14 protein-coding genes and 1 pseudogene are annotated in these 18,495 nt (G+C 41.1%); 9 read left to right on the top strand and 6 right to left on the bottom strand.

Annotated elements, in window-relative coordinates; translation table 11 throughout:
• Positions 1-14: 14 nt before the first annotated feature.
• Positions 15-908, top strand: a complete 894-nt coding sequence (cysW, locus tag O0550_RS16995) for a sulfate ABC transporter permease subunit CysW (protein WP_003333635.1) — start codon at positions 15-17, stop codon at positions 906-908.
• A complete protein-coding gene (locus tag O0550_RS16990) occupies positions 898-2,031 on the top strand; it encodes a sulfate/molybdate ABC transporter ATP-binding protein (RefSeq protein ID WP_258426887.1) in 1,134 nt (377 codons plus the stop codon). Before cysW ends, O0550_RS16990 begins: the two co-directional genes overlap by 11 nt.
• A 54-nt stretch (positions 2,032-2,085) precedes the next feature.
• Here O0550_RS16990 and O0550_RS16985 read toward each other — a convergent pair whose 3' ends face one another.
• Positions 2,086-4,236: a BglG family transcription antiterminator gene (locus O0550_RS16985; RefSeq protein WP_258426886.1), complete on the bottom strand. Its 2,151-nt coding sequence runs from the start codon at positions 4,234-4,236 to the stop codon at positions 2,086-2,088.
• A 294-nt stretch (positions 4,237-4,530) separates the two neighbouring features.
• On the opposite strand from O0550_RS16985, the gene O0550_RS16980 reads away from it, so the two are divergent.
• Together O0550_RS16980 and O0550_RS16975 are read left to right on the top strand one after the other, a co-directional pair.
• A complete protein-coding gene (locus O0550_RS16980) occupies positions 4,531-5,574 on the top strand; it encodes an oxidoreductase (protein ID WP_022585404.1) in 1,044 nt (347 codons plus the stop codon).
• Between the two features lie 356 nt (positions 5,575-5,930).
• Positions 5,931-6,374, top strand: a complete 444-nt coding sequence (locus O0550_RS16975; protein WP_101667260.1) for a universal stress protein — start codon at positions 5,931-5,933, stop codon at positions 6,372-6,374.
• A gap of 75 nt (positions 6,375-6,449) precedes the next feature.
• On the opposite strand, the gene O0550_RS16970 is transcribed toward O0550_RS16975, so the two are convergent.
• The gene (locus O0550_RS16970; RefSeq protein ID WP_309304391.1) at positions 6,450-7,085 is read right to left on the bottom strand and encodes a methyltransferase domain-containing protein; all 636 of its coding nucleotides are present in this window, start codon (positions 7,083-7,085) and stop codon (positions 6,450-6,452) included.
• 93 nt (positions 7,086-7,178) lie between these two features.
• Positions 7,179-7,337, bottom strand: a pseudogene (locus O0550_RS24570) (putative RNA methyltransferase); the annotation flags it as partial.
• A 450-nt stretch (positions 7,338-7,787) separates the two neighbouring features.
• Between O0550_RS24570 and O0550_RS16965 the strand changes: the two are divergent.
• The 3 genes from O0550_RS16965 to O0550_RS16955 all read left to right on the top strand — a co-directional run bounded on the left by O0550_RS16965 (position 7,788) and on the right by O0550_RS16955 (position 12,165).
• A complete protein-coding gene (locus tag O0550_RS16965) occupies positions 7,788-10,316 on the top strand; it encodes a CoA-disulfide reductase (protein ID WP_258426884.1) in 2,529 nt (842 codons plus the stop codon).
• Positions 10,317-10,351: 35 nt separating this feature from the next.
• A complete protein-coding gene (locus O0550_RS16960) occupies positions 10,352-10,612 on the top strand; it encodes a metal-sensitive transcriptional regulator (protein WP_003333625.1) in 261 nt (86 codons plus the stop codon).
• Positions 10,613-10,824: 212 nt separating this feature from the next.
• Positions 10,825-12,165, top strand: coding sequence for a sodium-dependent transporter (locus tag O0550_RS16955; RefSeq protein WP_258426883.1), 1,341 nt, complete (start codon positions 10,825-10,827; stop codon positions 12,163-12,165).
• 105 nt (positions 12,166-12,270) lie between these two features.
• Here O0550_RS16955 and O0550_RS16950 read toward each other — a convergent pair whose 3' ends face one another.
• Positions 12,271-12,717 (bottom strand): Dps family protein, encoded by a 447-nt coding sequence (locus tag O0550_RS16950; RefSeq protein ID WP_396125770.1) that lies wholly within the window; start codon positions 12,715-12,717, stop codon positions 12,271-12,273.
• 653 nt (positions 12,718-13,370) lie between these two features.
• Here O0550_RS16950 and O0550_RS16945 point away from each other — a divergent pair.
• Both O0550_RS16945 and ptsG read left to right on the top strand, forming a co-directional pair.
• Positions 13,371-13,724, top strand: coding sequence for a DUF1516 family protein (locus tag O0550_RS16945; RefSeq protein WP_022585411.1), 354 nt, complete (start codon positions 13,371-13,373; stop codon positions 13,722-13,724).
• 318 nt (positions 13,725-14,042) lie between these two features.
• Positions 14,043-16,070 carry a glucose-specific PTS transporter subunit IIBC gene (gene ptsG, locus O0550_RS16940; protein ID WP_003343315.1) on the top strand — a complete coding sequence of 676 codons (2,028 nt, stop codon included), beginning with the start codon at positions 14,043-14,045 and terminating at the stop codon, positions 16,068-16,070.
• Between the two features lie 64 nt (positions 16,071-16,134).
• On the opposite strand, the gene O0550_RS16935 is transcribed toward ptsG, so the two are convergent.
• Both O0550_RS16935 and O0550_RS16930 read right to left on the bottom strand, forming a co-directional pair.
• A complete protein-coding gene (locus tag O0550_RS16935; protein WP_258426881.1) occupies positions 16,135-17,562 on the bottom strand; it encodes a sensor histidine kinase in 1,428 nt (475 codons plus the stop codon).
• The gene (locus O0550_RS16930) at positions 17,540-18,256 is read right to left on the bottom strand and encodes a response regulator transcription factor (protein ID WP_003333617.1); all 717 of its coding nucleotides are present in this window, start codon (positions 18,254-18,256) and stop codon (positions 17,540-17,542) included. Before O0550_RS16930 ends, O0550_RS16935 begins: the two co-directional genes overlap by 23 nt.
• Positions 18,257-18,495: the final 239 nt, after the last annotated feature.

Raw genomic sequence — 18,495 nt, 5'->3', positions numbered from 1 at the left:
GGGGAGGATACAACATGTCATTATCTAACCAGCCTGATATTGCTAAACATCCAGGGGCTTGGTTCATGATCGTACTCTCCGTGCTGTTTTTAGGATTGTTTTTGATTGTGCCGCTGTTATCAGTGTTTACGGAGGCACTAAAGCACGGCTTCCAACCATTTTGGGAGGCGATTGCCGAGCCAGATGCGGTAGCAGCTATACAGCTTACCCTGTTGGTTGCCGCCATTTCTGTTCCACTAAATACGGTGTTTGGGATTGCGGCGGCTTGGGCAATTGCTAAATATCAGTTTCCGGGGAAAAGCATTTTACTTACCCTCATTGATTTGCCTGTAGCTGTCTCTCCTGTTATCTCGGGGTTTTTGTTTGTTTTGTTATTTGGTACGCAAGGATTGCTGGGACCATGGTTAGAAGCCTACGATATCAAGATCATCTTTGCGGTTCCAGGTATTATTGTAGCAACCATGTTTGTTACTTTTCCCTATGTAGCGCGAGAGTTGATTCCTGCCATGCAATCGCTGGGCAACGATGAAGAGGAAGCGGCTTTGTCACTTGGAGCGACGGGATGGCAAACCTTTTGGCGGGTCACATTGCCTAATCTCAAATGGGGCCTGTTATATGGGATTATTCTCTGTAATGCACGCGCCATGGGCGAATTTGGTGCAGTATCCGTCGTATCAGGGCATATCCGTGGGATGACGAACACAGTGCCGCTGCAAGTGGAAATTTTGTATAACGAATATAATTTTGTAGCAGCCTTTGCGGTAGCCACTCTATTAGCCTTTTTAGCTATTGTGACACTGATTATCAAGAGCATAATGGAGTGGAAAGCAGAGCGGCAATACAAGCAAAGGAAGGCAGACGCACCTGTCTGGGGCTATGAAACGGGGGAGAGTGTACATGGGCATTGAAATTAAACAGGTATCCAAAAGCTTCGGGACGTTTTCTGCCCTTGATCATATTAACCTACAGATTCCAAGTGGAGAGCTAGTTGCACTATTGGGACCTTCAGGATCGGGAAAAACTACCTTGCTGCGGCTCATTGCTGGTCTTGAGCAAATGGAGCGAGGAGTTATCCGCTTTGATGGAGTAGATGCTACACAAAAAACGGTTCAGGAAAGAAGAGTTGGATTTGTTTTTCAGCATTATGCTCTATTTCGCCACATGAGCGTTTTTGATAATATTGCCTTTGGTTTACAGGTGCGTCCTCGTGCAAAGCGTCCTTCTAAAAACAGCATGCGAGCAAAGGTGATGGAACTTCTCCGTTTAGTCCAATTGGATGGATTAGAATCACGTTTCCCCGGTCAACTGTCTGGCGGGCAACGACAACGAGTGGCATTAGCTCGTGCATTGGCAATTGAACCAAGCGTATTATTATTGGATGAACCGTTTGGGGCACTCGACGCGCAGGTACGTCAGGAACTGCGTCGCTGGCTGAAGCGATTGCATCATACGTTGAAAATCACTACTGTGTTCGTGACACATGATCAAGAAGAAGCCCTAGAGATGGCAGATCAAGTGGTAATTATGAATAAGGGTAAAATTGAACAAGTGGGCACGCCGATCGAAGTCTACCAGAATCCTAGCAATCCCTTTGTTTACAGCTTTTTAGGAAGGGTCAATCAATTTCGTGTCTGTGGACATGAAGGGACTATTCACATGGGACAGCTAGCATGGAAATCAGAAGAAGTTTTGAACTGGAATCATACCGAAGCGATTGGGTACATCAGGCCCCATCAAATGGAGCTATCGAGTATTCCAAAAGGGGAGGGCTGGGCGGAAGCTACAGTATTACATGTCTCATTATTGGGCCCGCTTGTCCGATTGGAATGCCGGCTAGCGGAAGATGGTACGCTGTTTGAATTAGAGCTAAGTGGAGAACGGTATCAAGAGCTTTGGAAGGATTCTTCTCGGTCGTTGTATGTAAATCTTACATCCCTTCGATTTTTTCCTATCAAGCCAGCTCAACAGCAAGCGATTAAAAGAGTGAATCCCCAGTCTGTTTCACTTACGATGTCAGGGGTTAAGGTGTGAGGAAAACGAAAAAACCAACCATCGCAGACGCTTTGGTTGGTTTTTGCTTTGTTTTTATAATCCAGCAGGTAGCTGATGCTGAGAGTAGATTTCTAATAAGTGAAGAACATCGTCAATTTGATCGGTCTGCAACAAGGTCTGTAATGCTTCTGGAGAAGAAAGAACCGCTGTTAGCTGAGCCAATGCGCGCAGATGGGTTTCATTATCTATAGCAGCTAGTACAATAAATAGCTGTGCCGAATGCTCCGGTCTTTCTGAGAAGGATACGGGATGCTTCAATTGTAGGAAGCTCATGCTCAAACGTTGAACACCATCCTGTGGCCTAGAATGCGGAATAGCAATTTTCGGCGCGATTACAATGTATGATCCATGATCATACACAGAGCGAATCATGGCGTCTACATAAGATGGGAGAATACTTCCATTGCGAACTAAAGGTGCTGATGCAAGCCGAATCGCTTCTTCCCAATTGGCAACGGTTCGTGCCACCTGAATCTGGTCCCTCGTGAGGATGTCTGCAACAGTGGGCTTATAGGTAAGCTCCTTATGTAACGCAGCAGGTTCCAGTAGGTACTCCTTTAGATCTTGATGGAGAGCTTCTTCATTTTCTATCACCGCATGACGACGAATAATAGACATCATGCCTTCTAACGACTCTGTCGGCTGTTTATCTTTGTCAGAAATATACGCTCCTACTCGTCTTAATAAGCGAGCTTTTTCCGCGTCATTAAGAATGGGATTTACCACATAAACAGGTGCATCGCTTTTGGTCAGGGTGGTAGTAGAAAAGATCAGATCAACATCATAAGAGTGAGCTTCATACTCTCGTAAGGAAACCGTTTTACAAATGTCTATAGAAGAGAATAGGTTTTCTAATTGGTTTTGCAGAATTAGTGAGGTGCCAATACCATTTGGACACACGATCAGTGCTTTTTTCCGTGGTGCCGGATTGGCTCCTTGTTTACGTAGCCACGCTCCAAAATGCATCGAAATATAAGCGATCTCGTCTTCACATACCCTTTGCCCAACTAGCTGTTCAAAATGAACAATAACCTTCTGTGTTAATAAGAAAATCTCATGATAGTGCGTTTTAATGGAATCGATCAGCGGATTATCCATATTAATTCCATACTTGATTCGATAGAAGGCAGGCTTAAGGTGTAGCATTAAATCGCGTTTCAGCCCTTCCGGATTTTCAAACATAATGCAAGCGAACTTTTGAAAATCAGTAATCATACGCTGAACGGCTTCCAACAGCATTTGAGTATGAGAATTCTCCTGATCGGAATGATATTGGTTCATCACACGAGCACCTAAGAGATGCGTAGCAATGTAATAGGTTTCATCCTCTGGTATATCAATGTGCAGAGTTTTAGACAATTCATTGCTGATATAGGTCGCCGCTTCAAAATGCTTTGTCTTTTTCAAAACCTCTTTCTCTTCCATATCAATTGTGACATGCTGCCCACGACTGAAGCGCTTACGGAACAGATGGATGTGAATACTTAAGCTCTCCAGAACTTCATCAGTATATTGAATGCCTAATAGGCGCTCGCAAACAGATAAAGCCTCGCGGATTACTTGAATTTCTTTTGTTTTCAAGAAATCCTCTTGCTGTTCCTCTTCTACCATGGAAGTAGAATACGCCATGGTTTGAATGTGGGAGATGAGTTCATTCCAGCTTTGGGTTGTTACGGCCTGAGAGAGATAGAAAATGAGTGCCTTTCGCTTATCCTGTTCCTCGCCCTGAATAAAGTAGCCTTGCTTGCGGTCAAAATGGAGCGATATATGAAAGGCCTGAAGCTCCGTTTTTAATTTTTTTAAATCATCCAGGGTGGTGTTGCGACTAACACCTAGCCGATTCATCAAATCTTCAAGCAGGATTCGTCCTTCCCGGGTTAAGAGATAAATGGTTAGCCAAGCCTTACGTTCCTTAACGGAATACTCATATTGCCATTTCTTCATTCCTTGCAGCTTATCAGGTATTTTTTGCTTGGTTTGTTCGTCTATATAGTAGCCAGTGCTTCGGATATATTGAACAGCAGGGAGTTGATTTTCTTCCAGCCAATCGTTTATTTTGTTCATATCATAATAAAGTGTACGTTTCGAAATTCCTTGAGATTCTAAGAGCTCCTGTACTGTTACATATGAGTCAGCTTGCATCATTTTATGCAAAATCGCAGCGCTTCGTTTATCGAGCGACATGGATACAACCTCCTTTGCCAGTTGATCTGTTGCCAAGTATTTTGCAAAGATTGGATAGAAGCAAAAGATGATCGATATGATTACCTTCTATTAGGCTCATTATAAAGCAGGATGGCTTCATTAGAGAAGACCAAAAACTAGTAATCTTTTGTGCATAAGTTGGACTATTATTCATAAGATTATTCAGTGCGCGCTCAATTTCTTAACACGCAATCGTTTTTAGGTATGATAAGAAAAGTAGATTATCATGGATAAAATATAGAGATAGAATTCTCTTAGCAGGAGGAATTTTACATGCAGAAAATTGGAGTTGGTATTGTTGGATACGGTCCGTCAGCTACCACCTTTCATGTTCCATTTCTACAAGCATCAGAGCATTATGAGATTGTGGCTGTCCTATCTTCCAAACCAGAAAAGGTAAGAGCAGACCTAGGAGATGTGCAGGTGGCTTCACAATTACATGAGCTATTGCAAAATCCCAAAGTGGAATTGGTCATCATTACGACGCCTACATCGCTTCATTACGAAATGGTAAAAGAAGCGATACATGCAAAGGTACATATTGTGGTTGAGAAACCGTTTGTGGTAACAACCAGACAGGCAGATGAACTAATTGAGCTAAATAAGCTGACAGGCAAGGTACTAAGTGTTTATCAAAACAGACGGTGGGATAATGATTTTTTGACAATCCAACGCTTATATCAGGAAGGCCGACTAGGTGAAATCTATCATTTTGAATCTCATTATGATCGGTATCGGCCCGAAGTTCGTGATCGGTGGAGAGAAAACGCAGGGCCAGGCTCCGGTATTTTGTATGATCTAGGCTCTCACCTGTTAGATCAGGCTATTATGATGTTTGGAATGCCCAAAGCGGTTACAGCAGATGTACAGGCACAGCGACCTGGGGCTAAAACAGATGATTATTTTCATGTCATCCTGCATTATGATCGCTTGCGAGCGATTTTACACGCGGGCATGCTGACAGTTCAACCGGGGCCGCGTTTTCAGGTGCATGGTGATAAGGGAAGTTATATGAAGTTTGGATTTGATGTACAGGAGGGGGCTATCCGAGACAATCAGCCGCTCAACGCTCCCCATTGGGGTCAGGAAGAAAAAGAATGGTACGGAGAGTTAACCACGATGGTTGAAGGTAAGCCTGTGACAGAAAAAATCGTCTCAGAAAGGGGATCTTATCACCGTTATTATGATCAGCTATATGAGGCAATTCGTTTAGGCAAGCATGTACCCGTTCATGCAGAACAGGCGCGAATGAATATTTTTCTAATTGAAGCGGCTTTTAAAAGCAGTCGGGAAGGTCGGACGATTTATCTAGATTGATCCACAGAGATTGTGGATCTTTCACTACATTGGTAAAGCTTGTGCAATCCTTCACAGAACGGACATCCAAAAGAAGGGGGAAGGCTGAGTTCCCCTTCTATAATAGGGGTAACCTAAGGAGAATGGTGGAAGGAATGGGGAGAAGAGATGGATCCATTTAAAAAACAAGAAAAGGGATTATTTATTCTTTGCATGGTGGTAGCTGTCATTATGCTATTATCCTTTGCAAGGAAGTTCTTTTAACTTGAAGCGGTCATTTACGTAAAAACGTTTCTGGATTTTTCATAAATATATGAAATCTTTGCTGATCTACATGCTACAATGATAATAAAGAACCGATATAACAAGGAGGCCATATGATGTTTGATAAAATGGTGATAGCTTTGGATGGTTCGCAGTTAAGTCCAAAAGTACAGGAAGCGGCGATTCTATTTGCCCGTGAGAATAAATCCTCGCTCACTTTTGTGCATGTTGTAAAAGAATTACCTGCCTATGTAACTAGTCAATTCGTATTTATGGTTCATGACGTTCAAACTGAATATCTGGAAGAAGCCAAAAAATACGGTCAAGAATTACTAGATCAAGCATGCGAAGCGGCAGAAAAAGAAGGAGTTCAATGTGAAGCTATCCTGCTTCAAGGAGACCCAGCTAACGAATTGCTCGCTTTGGTTAAAGAAAAGAATGCTGACCTCATCATGATGGGTAGTCGCGGGTTGGGAGATTTTAAAGAATTGATGCTAGGTAGCGTTAGTCATCGTATTACACAATTAGCACCGTGCCCGGTCTTTATTATTAAATAAGCAGCTAGCAATAAGAGCTTTATCACGCAGCAGAAGCGCGATAAAGCTCTTATTATGATTACATATTGCTGATTTCTAGCGGCGAGGCTTTTTACCGAATAGAATCGTCAGGTCAATGGTTATTTCTGCTACATTCATTTGTAGAAATGCTTCCATTTCTTCTCCCGTTGCTCCCCAGGATAATGGAGTCATCTGAAGCAGAGCTTCGATGGAGGTTTGATCTAAAGCAAAACAATAGCGGACTCGCTTTACATCTACAAGCTGAAAGTGACTTTTAAAGAGAGCCAGTGTGTTATTGTTGGAGTACTCCTGCCTATTCGGTTCCTTGTAAAAAGCCTCTCTCAATTCCTTCAGGTAATCTCTATTAGGGATGACCTTTATGACCATACCGTCATCAGCCATCATTCTTATAAATTCAGAGTAATTAGATGGTGATAATATATTTAAAATATAATCAAATCGTTCACTAGCAAAGGGGCAATGTGCTATATCTGTAACGCACCAGACTGCATTTGGATACTCCCGCGAAGCCATGCTAATACCTTCTTTAGAAATATCTATACCTACTCCTAAAGCCTTACCTGTATGATGTTTGCTTATTTTTGCCTGAATGCTAGATAAATGCGAGCCTTCTCCGCATCCAGCATCTAGTATACTGATCCGTTCCTTCTTGGTTTCGGTCATGATCCTTTCGCTTATGATTTCATTCAAAGGATCAAAAAATCCACCTTTGCAAATAGTCCTTCTGGATGTAAACATTTGTTTCCTGTATTTTGTGCTTGAAGCTCTCGTTAATAAATTGATATATCCATGACCAGAGAGATCAAAATTATGACCCTTCATGCATAGCAGACTTTTTCGATGAACCATTCGCATTTGATTTTTACAAACCGGGCATCTAAAGATATCTTCAGACTCTAAAATCAGATTGGTACATTCTCTGGAACTCTTTGTTTTGGACACAAAAACACCTCATTCATTCGTAGTCGGTGAATGAAAAAAGGCACAGTCAAATAAACCCAAGCCATTTTTGAAAAAAATGGTTGAGAATAACATGAACTGTACCTCACATTACCGTAGACGAATGAATTTGATGATCATAATGTTCAAAACTCCTCTGTGATAAAGTAAAAGGCTTTCACCCAGCTTTTATTGTAGCATATTTCGCTGTAATCAAACGAATTCTCCCTGTTACCAGGCTTATTTTTAATCTTGAGATGTTATTTCGTTGAAGAGCGTAATCTCCTGTTGACTTGGGAGATGATTAGAGTTTATTATATACCCACGGGGGTATAAAACTCCTTTACATGTAAATGTGGTTGAGATATTTTTTTACTTTGATTAATACCCCATAGGGTATCTTTCGTTCTGATACAGGAAATGACATTCAACATACAAAGGAGCCAACAACTTATGAAAAAGAAAATCATCATAGTAGGTGGAGTAGCAGGTGGAGCAACAGCGGCAGCAAGATTGCGTCGGTTAAGTGAGCGGCATGAGCTGATTATGGTTGAACGGGGTGAACATATCTCGTATGCCAATTGCGGTCTTCCCTATTATATTGGTGGAGTCATCGAGCAACGTAGCAAGCTCTTTTTACAAACAGTGGAGGGAATGTCTCAGCGTTTTAATATGGATATTCGCATTCGAAGCGAGGTTACTCATATTAACCGGGAGAAAAAGACGGTTACGATTCACAATCTGCAAACCAAAGAGATCTACGAAGAGAGCTACGATGTTCTGATCCTGTCTCCGGGTGCAAAACCGATACGACCTGCTATTCCAGGAATTGATGAGGCAAAGCAATTATTCACATTGCGAAGTGTTCCAGATACGGATGCGATTAAAAGCTATGTCGATCAACAACAGCCTACTCGTGCCGTTGTTATTGGCGGCGGATTTATTGGTGTAGAAATGGCAGAGAATCTGTCCGAGCGTGGACTTGATGTTACGCTAGTCGAAATGGGTAAGCAGGTTATGGCACCACTTGATATTGAAATGGCTGCTGTGGTACACGAGCATATGCGGGCTAAAGGCATTACACTGCTTTTGCAGGATGGAGTGGAGGCTTTTGGCGATCAAGGAAGGATTGTTCGTCTCAGCAGTGGGCGTGAATTAGTGACAGACATGATCATTTTAGCTATTGGTGTACAGCCTGAGACTCAACTAGCAAAGGAAGCGGGTCTTTCCGTAGGGGTACGTGGAGCTATTCGTGTCAATAAGCACATGCAAACGGATGATCCAGCCATTTATGCGATTGGCGATGCGGTAGAGGTAACAGACTATATTAATAAGCAGCCGACGCACATACCGCTAGCATGGCCGGCCAATCGCCAAGGACGCTTAGTAGCAGATCATATTAATGGTCACGATGTTCAATATAACGGCACACTTGGTACGTCAATTGCGAAAGTGTTTGATCTTACTGTCGCCACTACAGGAAATAATGAAAAAACCTTACTGCGAGCTGGAATTGAATATACAGCCATCCATGTCCATCCTACTTCTCATGCTGGATATTACCCGGGAGGAGCGCCTATTTGGATGAAGTTAGTTTTTGATAAAACAACAGGCAAACTCTACGGCGCGCAGGCCGTTTCAGCAGATGGAGCTGATAAACGGATTGACGTGATTGCAACAGCGATAAAAGGAGGATTAACAATTCACGACCTTCCTGATCTGGAGCTGGCTTATGCTCCTCCCTATTCCTCTGCTAAAGATCCGGTTAATATGATAGGATATGTAGCCAGCAATATTGCTGACGGCTTAGTTGACATTGTGCAATGGCATGAGATAGATCAGATTGTAGCAGATGGAGGATTACTGGTTGACGTACGAGAGCCAATTGAAAGAGAAGCGGGTTATATCAAGGGCTCTATTAATATTCCTCTGCCAGAGCTACGCAATCGCCTTGCTGAGCTGCCAAAGGATCAGACGATCTATGTATCCTGCCAAGTAGGGTTACGCGGATATTTAGCGGCCCGTCTGCTTAGTGAATACGGCTATCAGGTAAAAAACGTAGATGGTGGATATAAAACATATCGGATGGGCAAATCGACAGAAGAAACGACTGAACCAAGAAAAGAGGATGTAGCACCAGCGGCAGGAGAATCCGCTGGAAAACCTGCAACAGAGGCTCAATCACAATCAAAGCGCACCGATATATCAGCATCTAACATAGATAGTCCGGCGATTACGATTGATGCATGTGGGTTACAATGTCCCGGTCCTATTATGCAGGTTTTCCAGGCTGTATCAGGAGCCCAAGACGGACAAATAATTGAAGTAAAAGCCACCGATCCTGGATTTATGGCTGATATTGCCGCGTGGTGCAATAAAACAGGGAATACCCTTCTCTCTTCCGAATATAGCAATAAAGTAGCTCATGTGTTTATTCAAAAGGGGACAAACATGCCCACCTCAATAGCAGAAGCTGCTATGCAAAAGGCCAACACTGAAAAGCAAATGGATAAAACCGGAGCTACAATGGTCGTATTTAGTGGTGATTTAGATAAAGCGATGGCTTCGTTTATCATTGCATCTGGAGCGGCTTCTATGGGGAAAAAGGTGACGATGTTCTTCACCTTCTGGGGACTAAACATCTTGCGTCGTGAACACGCGCCGGAAGTTGAGAAGGATACACTGGAAAAAATGTTTGGAATGATGATGCCAAAAGGGGCCAATAAACTAACCTTGTCGAAGCTGAACATGGCTGGAATGGGAACTAAAATGATGCAGCATGTTATGGAGAAGAAAAATGTAGATTCCCTAGAGACCCTCATGAAGAATGCTAAAGCGGCAGGAGTTAAGTTGGTAGCGTGCGCCATGAGCATGGATATTATGGGGATTAAACAAGAAGAATTAATTGACGGAGTAGATGTAGCCGGAGTTGCTTCATATCTGAGCGATGCACAGGAATCGGGACTTAATTTGTTTATTTAAGAGGAAAGATAATGAAATAGGTGAGGTGAAACGGCATGGACTATCAGGATTCCGTCAAAAATAGATTAAAGCGAATAGAGGGTCAGGTGCGCGGTGTACTGAAGATGATGGAAGAGGATAAGGACTGTCGAGATGTGGTTACCCAGCTTTCGGCTGTTCGTACCGCTGTAGATCGTGTCATTGGACTAGTTGTAGCGAGTAATTTGGAGCATTGTATACGTGAAGAATTAGAAAAGGGAAATGATCCCGAGCAGGTCATTAAAGAAGCTGTAGATATACTGGTTAAAAGTAGATAAATATCCTGTAAGTTACTATCCTAGATATCCTAGATACAACCCGGACATAAGCTCCGGGTTGTTTTCGGTTTTCTCAAGCTTAGGAAGGCAAGCAGCATCTGGGTTCAATCTTTTCAAAAAAAGTGGAAACGAAATTATTTTACAAATAAACATACCATTTGATGTGAAGTTTGTTATAATGTACGGAAATCAAATGCAGTGAGGAGAAAAACATGTCAAAAAGTGAACAGTGGACTTCAAAGTTAGGTTTTATTTTGGCTGCCGCAGGATCAGCAATTGGGCTAGGGGCAATTTGGAAATTCCCTTATGTTGCTGGTACGAGTGGTGGAGGGGCTTTTTTCTTACTGTTTTTGTTATTCACGCTATTACTGGGTACTCCTTTATTATTAGGAGAGCTAATAGTTGGACGAAGCACGGGAAAAGATGCTATTTCTGCTTATAAAGCGATCGCACCTAATACCCCATGGCACTGGGTAGGTAGGTTGGGTATTATAACTTGTTTTATTTTATTATCCTTCTACAGCGTTGTAGGTGGCTGGATTCTTCTGTATTTCATAAAAAGCATTACGGGTCAATTACTTGGCCAAGGGTTGGATTATAATCAACTATTTGGTCAAACCATTTCAGACTCATGGCTAGTGTTGTCGGTTCAATTCTTATTTATGATGATTACGATTTTGGTTGTGTCCCGAGGAGTTTCGAATGGGATCGAAAAAGCTAACAAATATATGATGCCGGCACTCTTTTTGATTTTTATTGCCCTTATTGTTCGTTCTGTTACGTTGCCGGGGGCTTGGGAAGGAATTACCTTCTTTCTACAACCCAATTTTAGCGAATTAAGTTCTAAATCAATTTTATATGCATTGGGACAGGCATTCTTCTCGTTAAGCGTAGGTGTGTCGGTTATGGTAACCTTCAGCTCCTACTTACCGAAGAATGAGAGCTTGCCAAAATCTACAGTTTCCATTGTAAGCTTGACCATCGTAATCTCTCTGCTAGCAGGCTTGGCGATCTTCCCGGCTGTATTCTCATTAGGAATGAAGCCTACGGAAGGTCCGGGACTTTTGTTTGTGGTCTTGCCGGCAGTGTTTGATCATATTCCGTTTGGAGCCTTTTTCTTGACCATCTTCTTGTTGTTGTTCTTGTTTGCTACGTTAACGTCCGCATTCTCCATGCTAGAAATTAGTGTAGCCGCGATTACAAAGGGCAATCAGGCAAAGCGTGCTTCCGCTTCTTGGAAGGTAGGTCTACTGATTTTCGTGTTAGGAATCCCGTCCGCTTTGGCATATGGAGTTTTAGGTGACCTAACCATCTTTGGCAAAAGCTTCTTTGATGCAGCGGATTTCTTGGTAAGTAATATCTTAATGCCGCTTGGAGCCTTACTGATTTCTATATTTGTAGCATGGAAGATGAAACGCGATATCTTGCTAGCAGAAGTACAACAGGGGTCAACTGGTAAAGTAGTCTGGTTTAAAGCGTGGTATTTCTTACTTAAATATCTAGTGCCTGTAGCTATTATTGTGGTATTTATTAGTTTGTTACTCGGAAAATAGATTACATCAATGAGAATCGATGATACATGTAAAAAGCTCTCCAGCATAGCGCGATGCTAGCTGGAGAGCTTCTTTTTTATCTATTCAATTCATGCTGATAAAGGGTTATTTACCAAGATAAGCATTTAACATCCAAACGTGTTTTTGTAGGTCAGTAATAGTACCAAGCAACATATCGCTAGTGCTTTCATCGCCAGCTTCTTGAGCGATATCCATTCCTTTTTCACATTCAGTAATCAAGGATTGGAAGTCATTGATGATTGCTTGAACCATTTCCTCAGCAGATTCATTACAGGAGGCTTCATGAATGGTTGCAAGTGTTGCGTATTCGGTTAATGTTGCTGCTGGTCTACCGCCAATAGCTAATACGCGTTCACCCAATTCATCAATTCTAGTTGTTGCTTCGTTAAACAATTCTTCAAATTTTTCATGTAAAGTGAAGAAATGAGGACCTTTAACAAACCAATGATAGTTATGCAATTTTACAAATAAAACATTCCAGTTTGCTACTTGGCGATTAAGAACGTCAATTACTTTTTGATTGCTTACCATTACTTGTTGTGCCATAGAAGAACAACTCCTTTTGTAATTTGTATTACTTTATATTAATTATAAATTAATAATAATACTAATTAACCTTAAAGTCCAGTCTTTTTTGTGAAAAGTATGTGAAGATCATTTATACAAGTCTCCCTGTGTTTTCTGGCGCCAGCATGCTTACAAACATGTAAGCTTTTTGTAATCTCATTCGATGGAGAGTCTTTCTTCTTTTTACTACAATCAAGACAAGAGATAAGAAACGAACCAACCACTGAGGAGATGACAGACATGAGAATGATGAAGAAATCAATTGAGATCGTAATGGCGGTAGTAGAAGTTTTGTTTAATGGAAAGCAAGTTGTTTTAGAGCTTAATAAATAAGAGAGTTTGTAACCTAGAATATTTTCATGTAAATGAAGTTCATAGATGTACATTTGGTCAAGACCTTCTCCTCACATAAGATGGTCTTTTTTTATGTTTTCATGCATGAAAGATAGTAAATTACAACAGTCCCATCATGAATCAATTATATCTCTATCTAGGATCGTTGCATTTGATCAAAAGTTATCATTTTAAAAACAGACATATGGATATCGAATGTTTGGAAAGGTAAGATTCGTATGATATGATTAGCTGGAAATGAAAAAAGCATAGGAGGTTACTAAATGAGGTATGAAGCTATGTTGGCATCGCATGTAGGTGGCTGGGAAGCTGCACTTGTATTATTAATTCTTGCCTATGTATTTTACAGATTAGATAAAAACAAAATTGCGAAAATCCTACATATGATACTGCGACTTATGTACATCATAATCGTTGTATTTGGAGCTATGCTCTTATTCAAGTTTTATCTGAGCGACATCCGATTCATCATAAAAGGCCTTTTGGGTGTCTGTACCATCGGCTTGATGGAGATGGCACTGGTACGTGCAGATAAACACAAGCCGAACTTTATTTTCTTTGTTGGCTCATTAGTATTGCTAGTGATTGTAGTGCTAATTGGATACAGAGTTATCTAGAGTAAGAAAGTCTATAACTGTTGAAAAAGAGATGGACCCTTGTATGAGAGGGAACATCTTTTTTTGCTTATAATAGGGTTTTTTTATTAACTTTTTGAACAAAACATACAATTGTTCTTATTTTTTTGACGTAGACACCTTGTTTTTTATTTGAAACTCTTTTATGTTTTAAAATGACAAATTTTCTATTACGTAGGTTTCTAAAAGATTCAAATTATTATTTTTTGGTTCCTTACATAGTAGGTTTGTCCAATAGGCATACTTCAAATAACCAAGTCAGCTATGAAAATGGGGTTTTGAAGTAAAGGAGGTTCGTACATGTTCAAAAAGATCTTCGGGGTGTTGCAACAGGTAGGTAAGGCACTTATGCTTCCAGTTGCCATCCTACCAGCCGCAGGGATTCTCCTAGCATTCGGTAATGCTTTGCAAAATCCGGCCTTGCTGGAGCAATTACCATTTTTATCAGGACCAGCGATTCAATTAGTCGCAAAAGTTATGGAAGAGGCTGGCTCCATTATTTTTGGAAACCTAGCGCTCTTATTTGCAGTAGGGGTAGCCATTGGATTAGCAGGTGGTGAAGGGGTAGCTGGGCTAGCTGCAATCATTGGTTTCTTAATTATGAATCAGGTTATGGGTGTCTTCCTTGGTGTAACTGCCGAAATGGCGCAGAATGACAAAGCCTACGCAATGGTGCTTGGAATCCCTACCCTACAAACAGGTGTTTTCGGTGGGATTATTATGGGGGTTATTGCGGCTAATCTGTACCGGAAGTTTTATAACATAGAATTACCGCCGTTCTTAGGCTTCTTTGCGGGAAAACGATTCGTACCGATCGTTACAGCGGTCGCTGCTTTAATAACAGGTCTTGTACTCATCTTTATTTGGCCGCCAATTCAATCAGCTCTTAATGCATTCTCACATGTAATGTTGGATTCCAATCCAACCGTGGCTGCATTTGTTTTTGGTCTTATTGAACGTTCTCTTATTCCGTTTGGTTTGCATCATATCTTCTATTCACCATTCTGGTTTGAGTTTGGGGAGTACGTAAACAAAGCTGGACAACTTGTTCGCGGAGATCAAGCGATCTTCTTTGCTCAGGTGAAGGATAATGTACAGCTAACGGCAGGAACATTTATGACAGGGAAGTATCCGTTTATGATGTTCGGATTGCCAGCGGCGGCTTTGGCCATTTATCATACCGCACGTCCAGAACACAAAAAGATGGTAGCCGGAATTATGGGATCGGCTGCGCTTACTGCCTTTTTGACAGGGATTACAGAGCCAATTGAATTCTCATTTTTATTCGTAGCACCAGTATTGTTTGCTATTCACGCCGTTTTTGCGGGTCTGTCCTTTATGGTCATGCAAATCCTCAATGTAAAAATTGGAATGACCTTCTCTGGCGGAATTATTGACTACTTGCTATTTGGGGTGTTACCAAACAAAACACAATGGTGGTTAGTGATTCCAGTAGGCTTGGTGCTTGCAGTTATCTATTATTTTGGCTTCCGTTTTGCTATTCTCAAGTGGAATCTAAAAACACCTGGTCGCCAGGATGAGATAGAGACTCAGGCTAGTAATACCCAAACCTCTGGATTGGCCGCAGGTGTATTGGAAGCGTTGGGCGGTAGCGTTAATATTAGTAACCTAGATGCGTGTATTACTCGTTTGCGCGTATCTGTTAATGATAGTAAGCATGTAGATAAGGAACAATTAAAAAGGCTTGGTGCAGCAGGGGTTCTGGAGGTTGGAAACAATATTCAGGCGATCTTTGGACCAAAATCAGACCAATTGAAGGAACAGATCAAGGATGTAATGGCTGGGCGCACGCCGGTTGAGAAGCCTGCAAGTCAGCCAGCTCCACAAACTGTCCCTGAACAGACAAGTGCTGCTACGGTTTTTGTTTCACCACTAGAAGGTAAAATGCTAGATCTAAAAGATGTACCTGATCAGGTCTTCTCTCAAAAGATGATGGGAGATGGTTTTGCTATTGAACCAACTAATGGAGAGGTTGTATCTCCTGTGGATGGAACAATTGTTACCTTCTTCCCAACTAAGCATGCGATTGGTATTGCTGCAAATGATGGACGTGAAATTCTGATTCACTTTGGAATTGATACGGTGAAGCTAGAGGGTGAGGGCTTTGAAGCTTTAGCTCAAGAAGGAGACAAGGTTACAGCAGGACAGCCATTACTGCGTGTTCAACTAGCAGAGGTAGCGGAAAAAGTACCTTCTGTGATTACGCCAATTATTTTTACCAACTTGCAAGAAGGGGAGCAAGTTATTGTTAAACCGGGCGCTTTGGTAAAACGTGGGGAAGAAAATATCATTTCCATTGAGAAATAAGCATCATCTATATGAAAAAAACGGCAGAGTGATAAGAACTCTGCCGTTTTTTTGTTTCGAGACATTAGGCAAGCGGCTTGGGTAAACGTATAATAAAAACCGTTGCTTCGGTATCAGTGGACGTAAGCTTGATTGTACCTCCGTGCTTGGTCACGATCCGCTTAGCAATAGATAAGCCAAGACCTGTTCCTCCTTCACTAGCACGGGAGGAATCAGCCCGGACAAATGGTTCGAAAATATTTTCCTTAATATCTTCTGAAATTCCAATTCCATTGTCCGCAATCTTAATGACCACATAATACTTTTCCTCTGACAATGATATACGCATGGTTGTTCCGACGGGATTGTACTTAATCGCATTCACCAATAAGTTACTTAATACACGAGTTAATTGAATCCGATCAAAATACAGATAGATTTCTCGTTCCGGTATGTCTAATTGCAAATGAAATTGTTTATCCAGCATTTCTGTATAATGCAAAACAACCATATCACGGATAAACTCTGTAATCTCTTCTAAACGTAAATGCAGTCGATAATCAGGAGCGTCTAATTTAAGTAGCTCAAACAGATTATTAATAAGGTGATTTACCCGGATTGATTTCTGATAGATATATTCTAGGTAGCGCTGTTTTCGTTCCTCATCCGTGGCCATTCCTTCCTTTAAGGCTTTAGCATATCCCTGAATGCTGGTGATTGGTGTTTTTAAGTCATGGGAGATATCCATTAACATCCGCTGCTTGCCCTTTTCTAGGATTTCATTTTCACGGCGTGTCTCTTCCAGTACATCCGCCATATAGTTAAAGGTATCACGGATTTGTACAAATTCATGCTCAGCCTTTAGGTGAATACGGGTACTATAGTCTCCATCTGTCATTTTTTTCAACGCGTCTAAAATAATAATCAGCGGAGCTTTAATACGCCGAGCTGTCCAGTAAATATACAGCACAATGAAAATCAGCATGATGAAACCAAACATGCCTAAATAAGTCATAAAGCTTTTCGCAAATGGGTCGAAAATATCGATCTGTTCAAAGTCCTTAGACACAAGGATATTGTTTCTGGGTATCTTTAATAATAAATACGGTGTTTTTGGATCAAGAGTATTCTGGTACATCGAGTAGTAATAGGGCTGTTGTTCATGATTTTGCAAAAGATCGAATAACTGATTCTCGGAATAGGACTTATGATCATCTAGCTTGTTGCCGTATACCCGAACCAGTTGTTTATTGGCATTGAGGTGTTCCAACCAGCCTCCAATACTTGTTAATTGCGGAAGGAGCTCCTTACGTTGATCCTCCTGCTTGTAATTAGAAGCCTCAATTTTTACATCAACAATATCCATACTTTCGATATGATTGAAGGTAGCATTGAGAAGATAGATAGCAAGTCCGATTAGAACAACCAAAAGAAAAAAATTAAAAACAAAGTAATCAAGGATGAGAGAGGTATAGAGACTACGCGATTTTTTAGGCTTCAACCATTTTTTCAAATTTATACCCCAATCCTCGAATGGTTTTTATATAAGTGGGTTGTTTCGGATCATCCTCGATTTTTTCACGTAATTTGCTAATATGCACCATGATGGTATTATCATCATTGGCATAGAAGTCGCCCCATACCGCTTCATAAATTTTCTTTTTGGTAAAAACCTGACCGGCATTAACCATCAAGAGTTCTAGTATTTTGTATTCGATAGAAGTCAGTGAAATAGCTTCCTCATTTCGATAGACGAGACAGCTCGCTTTATCTAGGATCATCTCCCCAATTTTAATAAGCTGCTCCTCTGGGTTAATAGGAGCTTCCACCGTAAGGGTAAATTCATGAACACGGCGAAGAAGAGCCTGAATCCGTGCAATCACTTCCAAAGGATTAAACGGTTTTGTAATATAGTCATCTGCCCCAAGCCCTAAACCTAAGATCACATCATGATCCTGCGTGCGTGCTGATAAAAACATGACGGGAATATTATAGGCTTGCCTGATCTCCTTAATAAGCTGAAAACCATCTTTTCCAGGCATCATAATATCAAGGATGACCAAATCCACTTTCTTTTGAGCCAAAACCGGTAAAACGCTATCTCCATTATGAACTTCTATGACATGAAAATCTTCCTTCTCAAGATAGAGCGTTAAAAGTTCAACAATCTCTCTCTCATCATCGGCGATTAATATGGTATATGACACGATTTCTCCTCCGTTCTTTTCCTGAGCAAAACGTTACATTTAGAGTAACACGGACAAAAGACTTAGATGTTACATTTTAATCAAAAAATCAAGCATGTTTTATAATAGCTAATTCTACTATTTACATATTATGGGGAAATGATTATTCTTTTGGTGAAGAAGGCTATTAGTCAAATTAAGATAACCTTTAGCTTGGGATAAGGAGAATAAAAGGTTTTTCCACTATAATATAAACAAGT

Origin of the sequence: Brevibacillus halotolerans (assembly GCF_026891775.1) — a bacterium.
GTDB classification, from domain to species: Bacteria; Bacillota; Bacilli; order Brevibacillales; family Brevibacillaceae; genus Brevibacillus_B; species Brevibacillus_B halotolerans.
The sequence above is the reverse complement of the archived record's forward strand: the minus strand, read 5'-3'. Positions and strand labels throughout refer to the sequence as shown.

Bases quoted from the DNA above. Each gene is read 5' to 3' on its own strand.
- cysW (WP_003333635.1), top strand. From the start codon at position 15: ATGTCATTATCTAACCAGCCTGATATTGCTAAACATCCAGGGGCTTGG.
- O0550_RS16990 (WP_258426887.1), top strand. From the start codon at position 898: ATGGGCATTGAAATTAAACAGGTATCCAAAAGCTTCGGGACGTTTTCT.
- O0550_RS16985 (WP_258426886.1), bottom strand. From the start codon at position 4,236: ATGTCGCTCGATAAACGAAGCGCTGCGATTTTGCATAAAATGATGCAA.
- O0550_RS16980 (WP_022585404.1), top strand. From the start codon at position 4,531: ATGCAGAAAATTGGAGTTGGTATTGTTGGATACGGTCCGTCAGCTACC.
- O0550_RS16975 (WP_101667260.1), top strand. From the start codon at position 5,931: ATGATGTTTGATAAAATGGTGATAGCTTTGGATGGTTCGCAGTTAAGT.
- O0550_RS16965 (WP_258426884.1), top strand. From the start codon at position 7,788: ATGAAAAAGAAAATCATCATAGTAGGTGGAGTAGCAGGTGGAGCAACA.
- O0550_RS16960 (WP_003333625.1), top strand. From the start codon at position 10,352: ATGGACTATCAGGATTCCGTCAAAAATAGATTAAAGCGAATAGAGGGT.
- O0550_RS16955 (WP_258426883.1), top strand. From the start codon at position 10,825: ATGTCAAAAAGTGAACAGTGGACTTCAAAGTTAGGTTTTATTTTGGCT.
- O0550_RS16950 (WP_396125770.1), bottom strand. From the start codon at position 12,717: ATGGTAAGCAATCAAAAAGTAATTGACGTTCTTAATCGCCAAGTAGCA.
- O0550_RS16945 (WP_022585411.1), top strand. From the start codon at position 13,371: ATGAGGTATGAAGCTATGTTGGCATCGCATGTAGGTGGCTGGGAAGCT.
- ptsG (WP_003343315.1), top strand. From the start codon at position 14,043: ATGTTCAAAAAGATCTTCGGGGTGTTGCAACAGGTAGGTAAGGCACTT.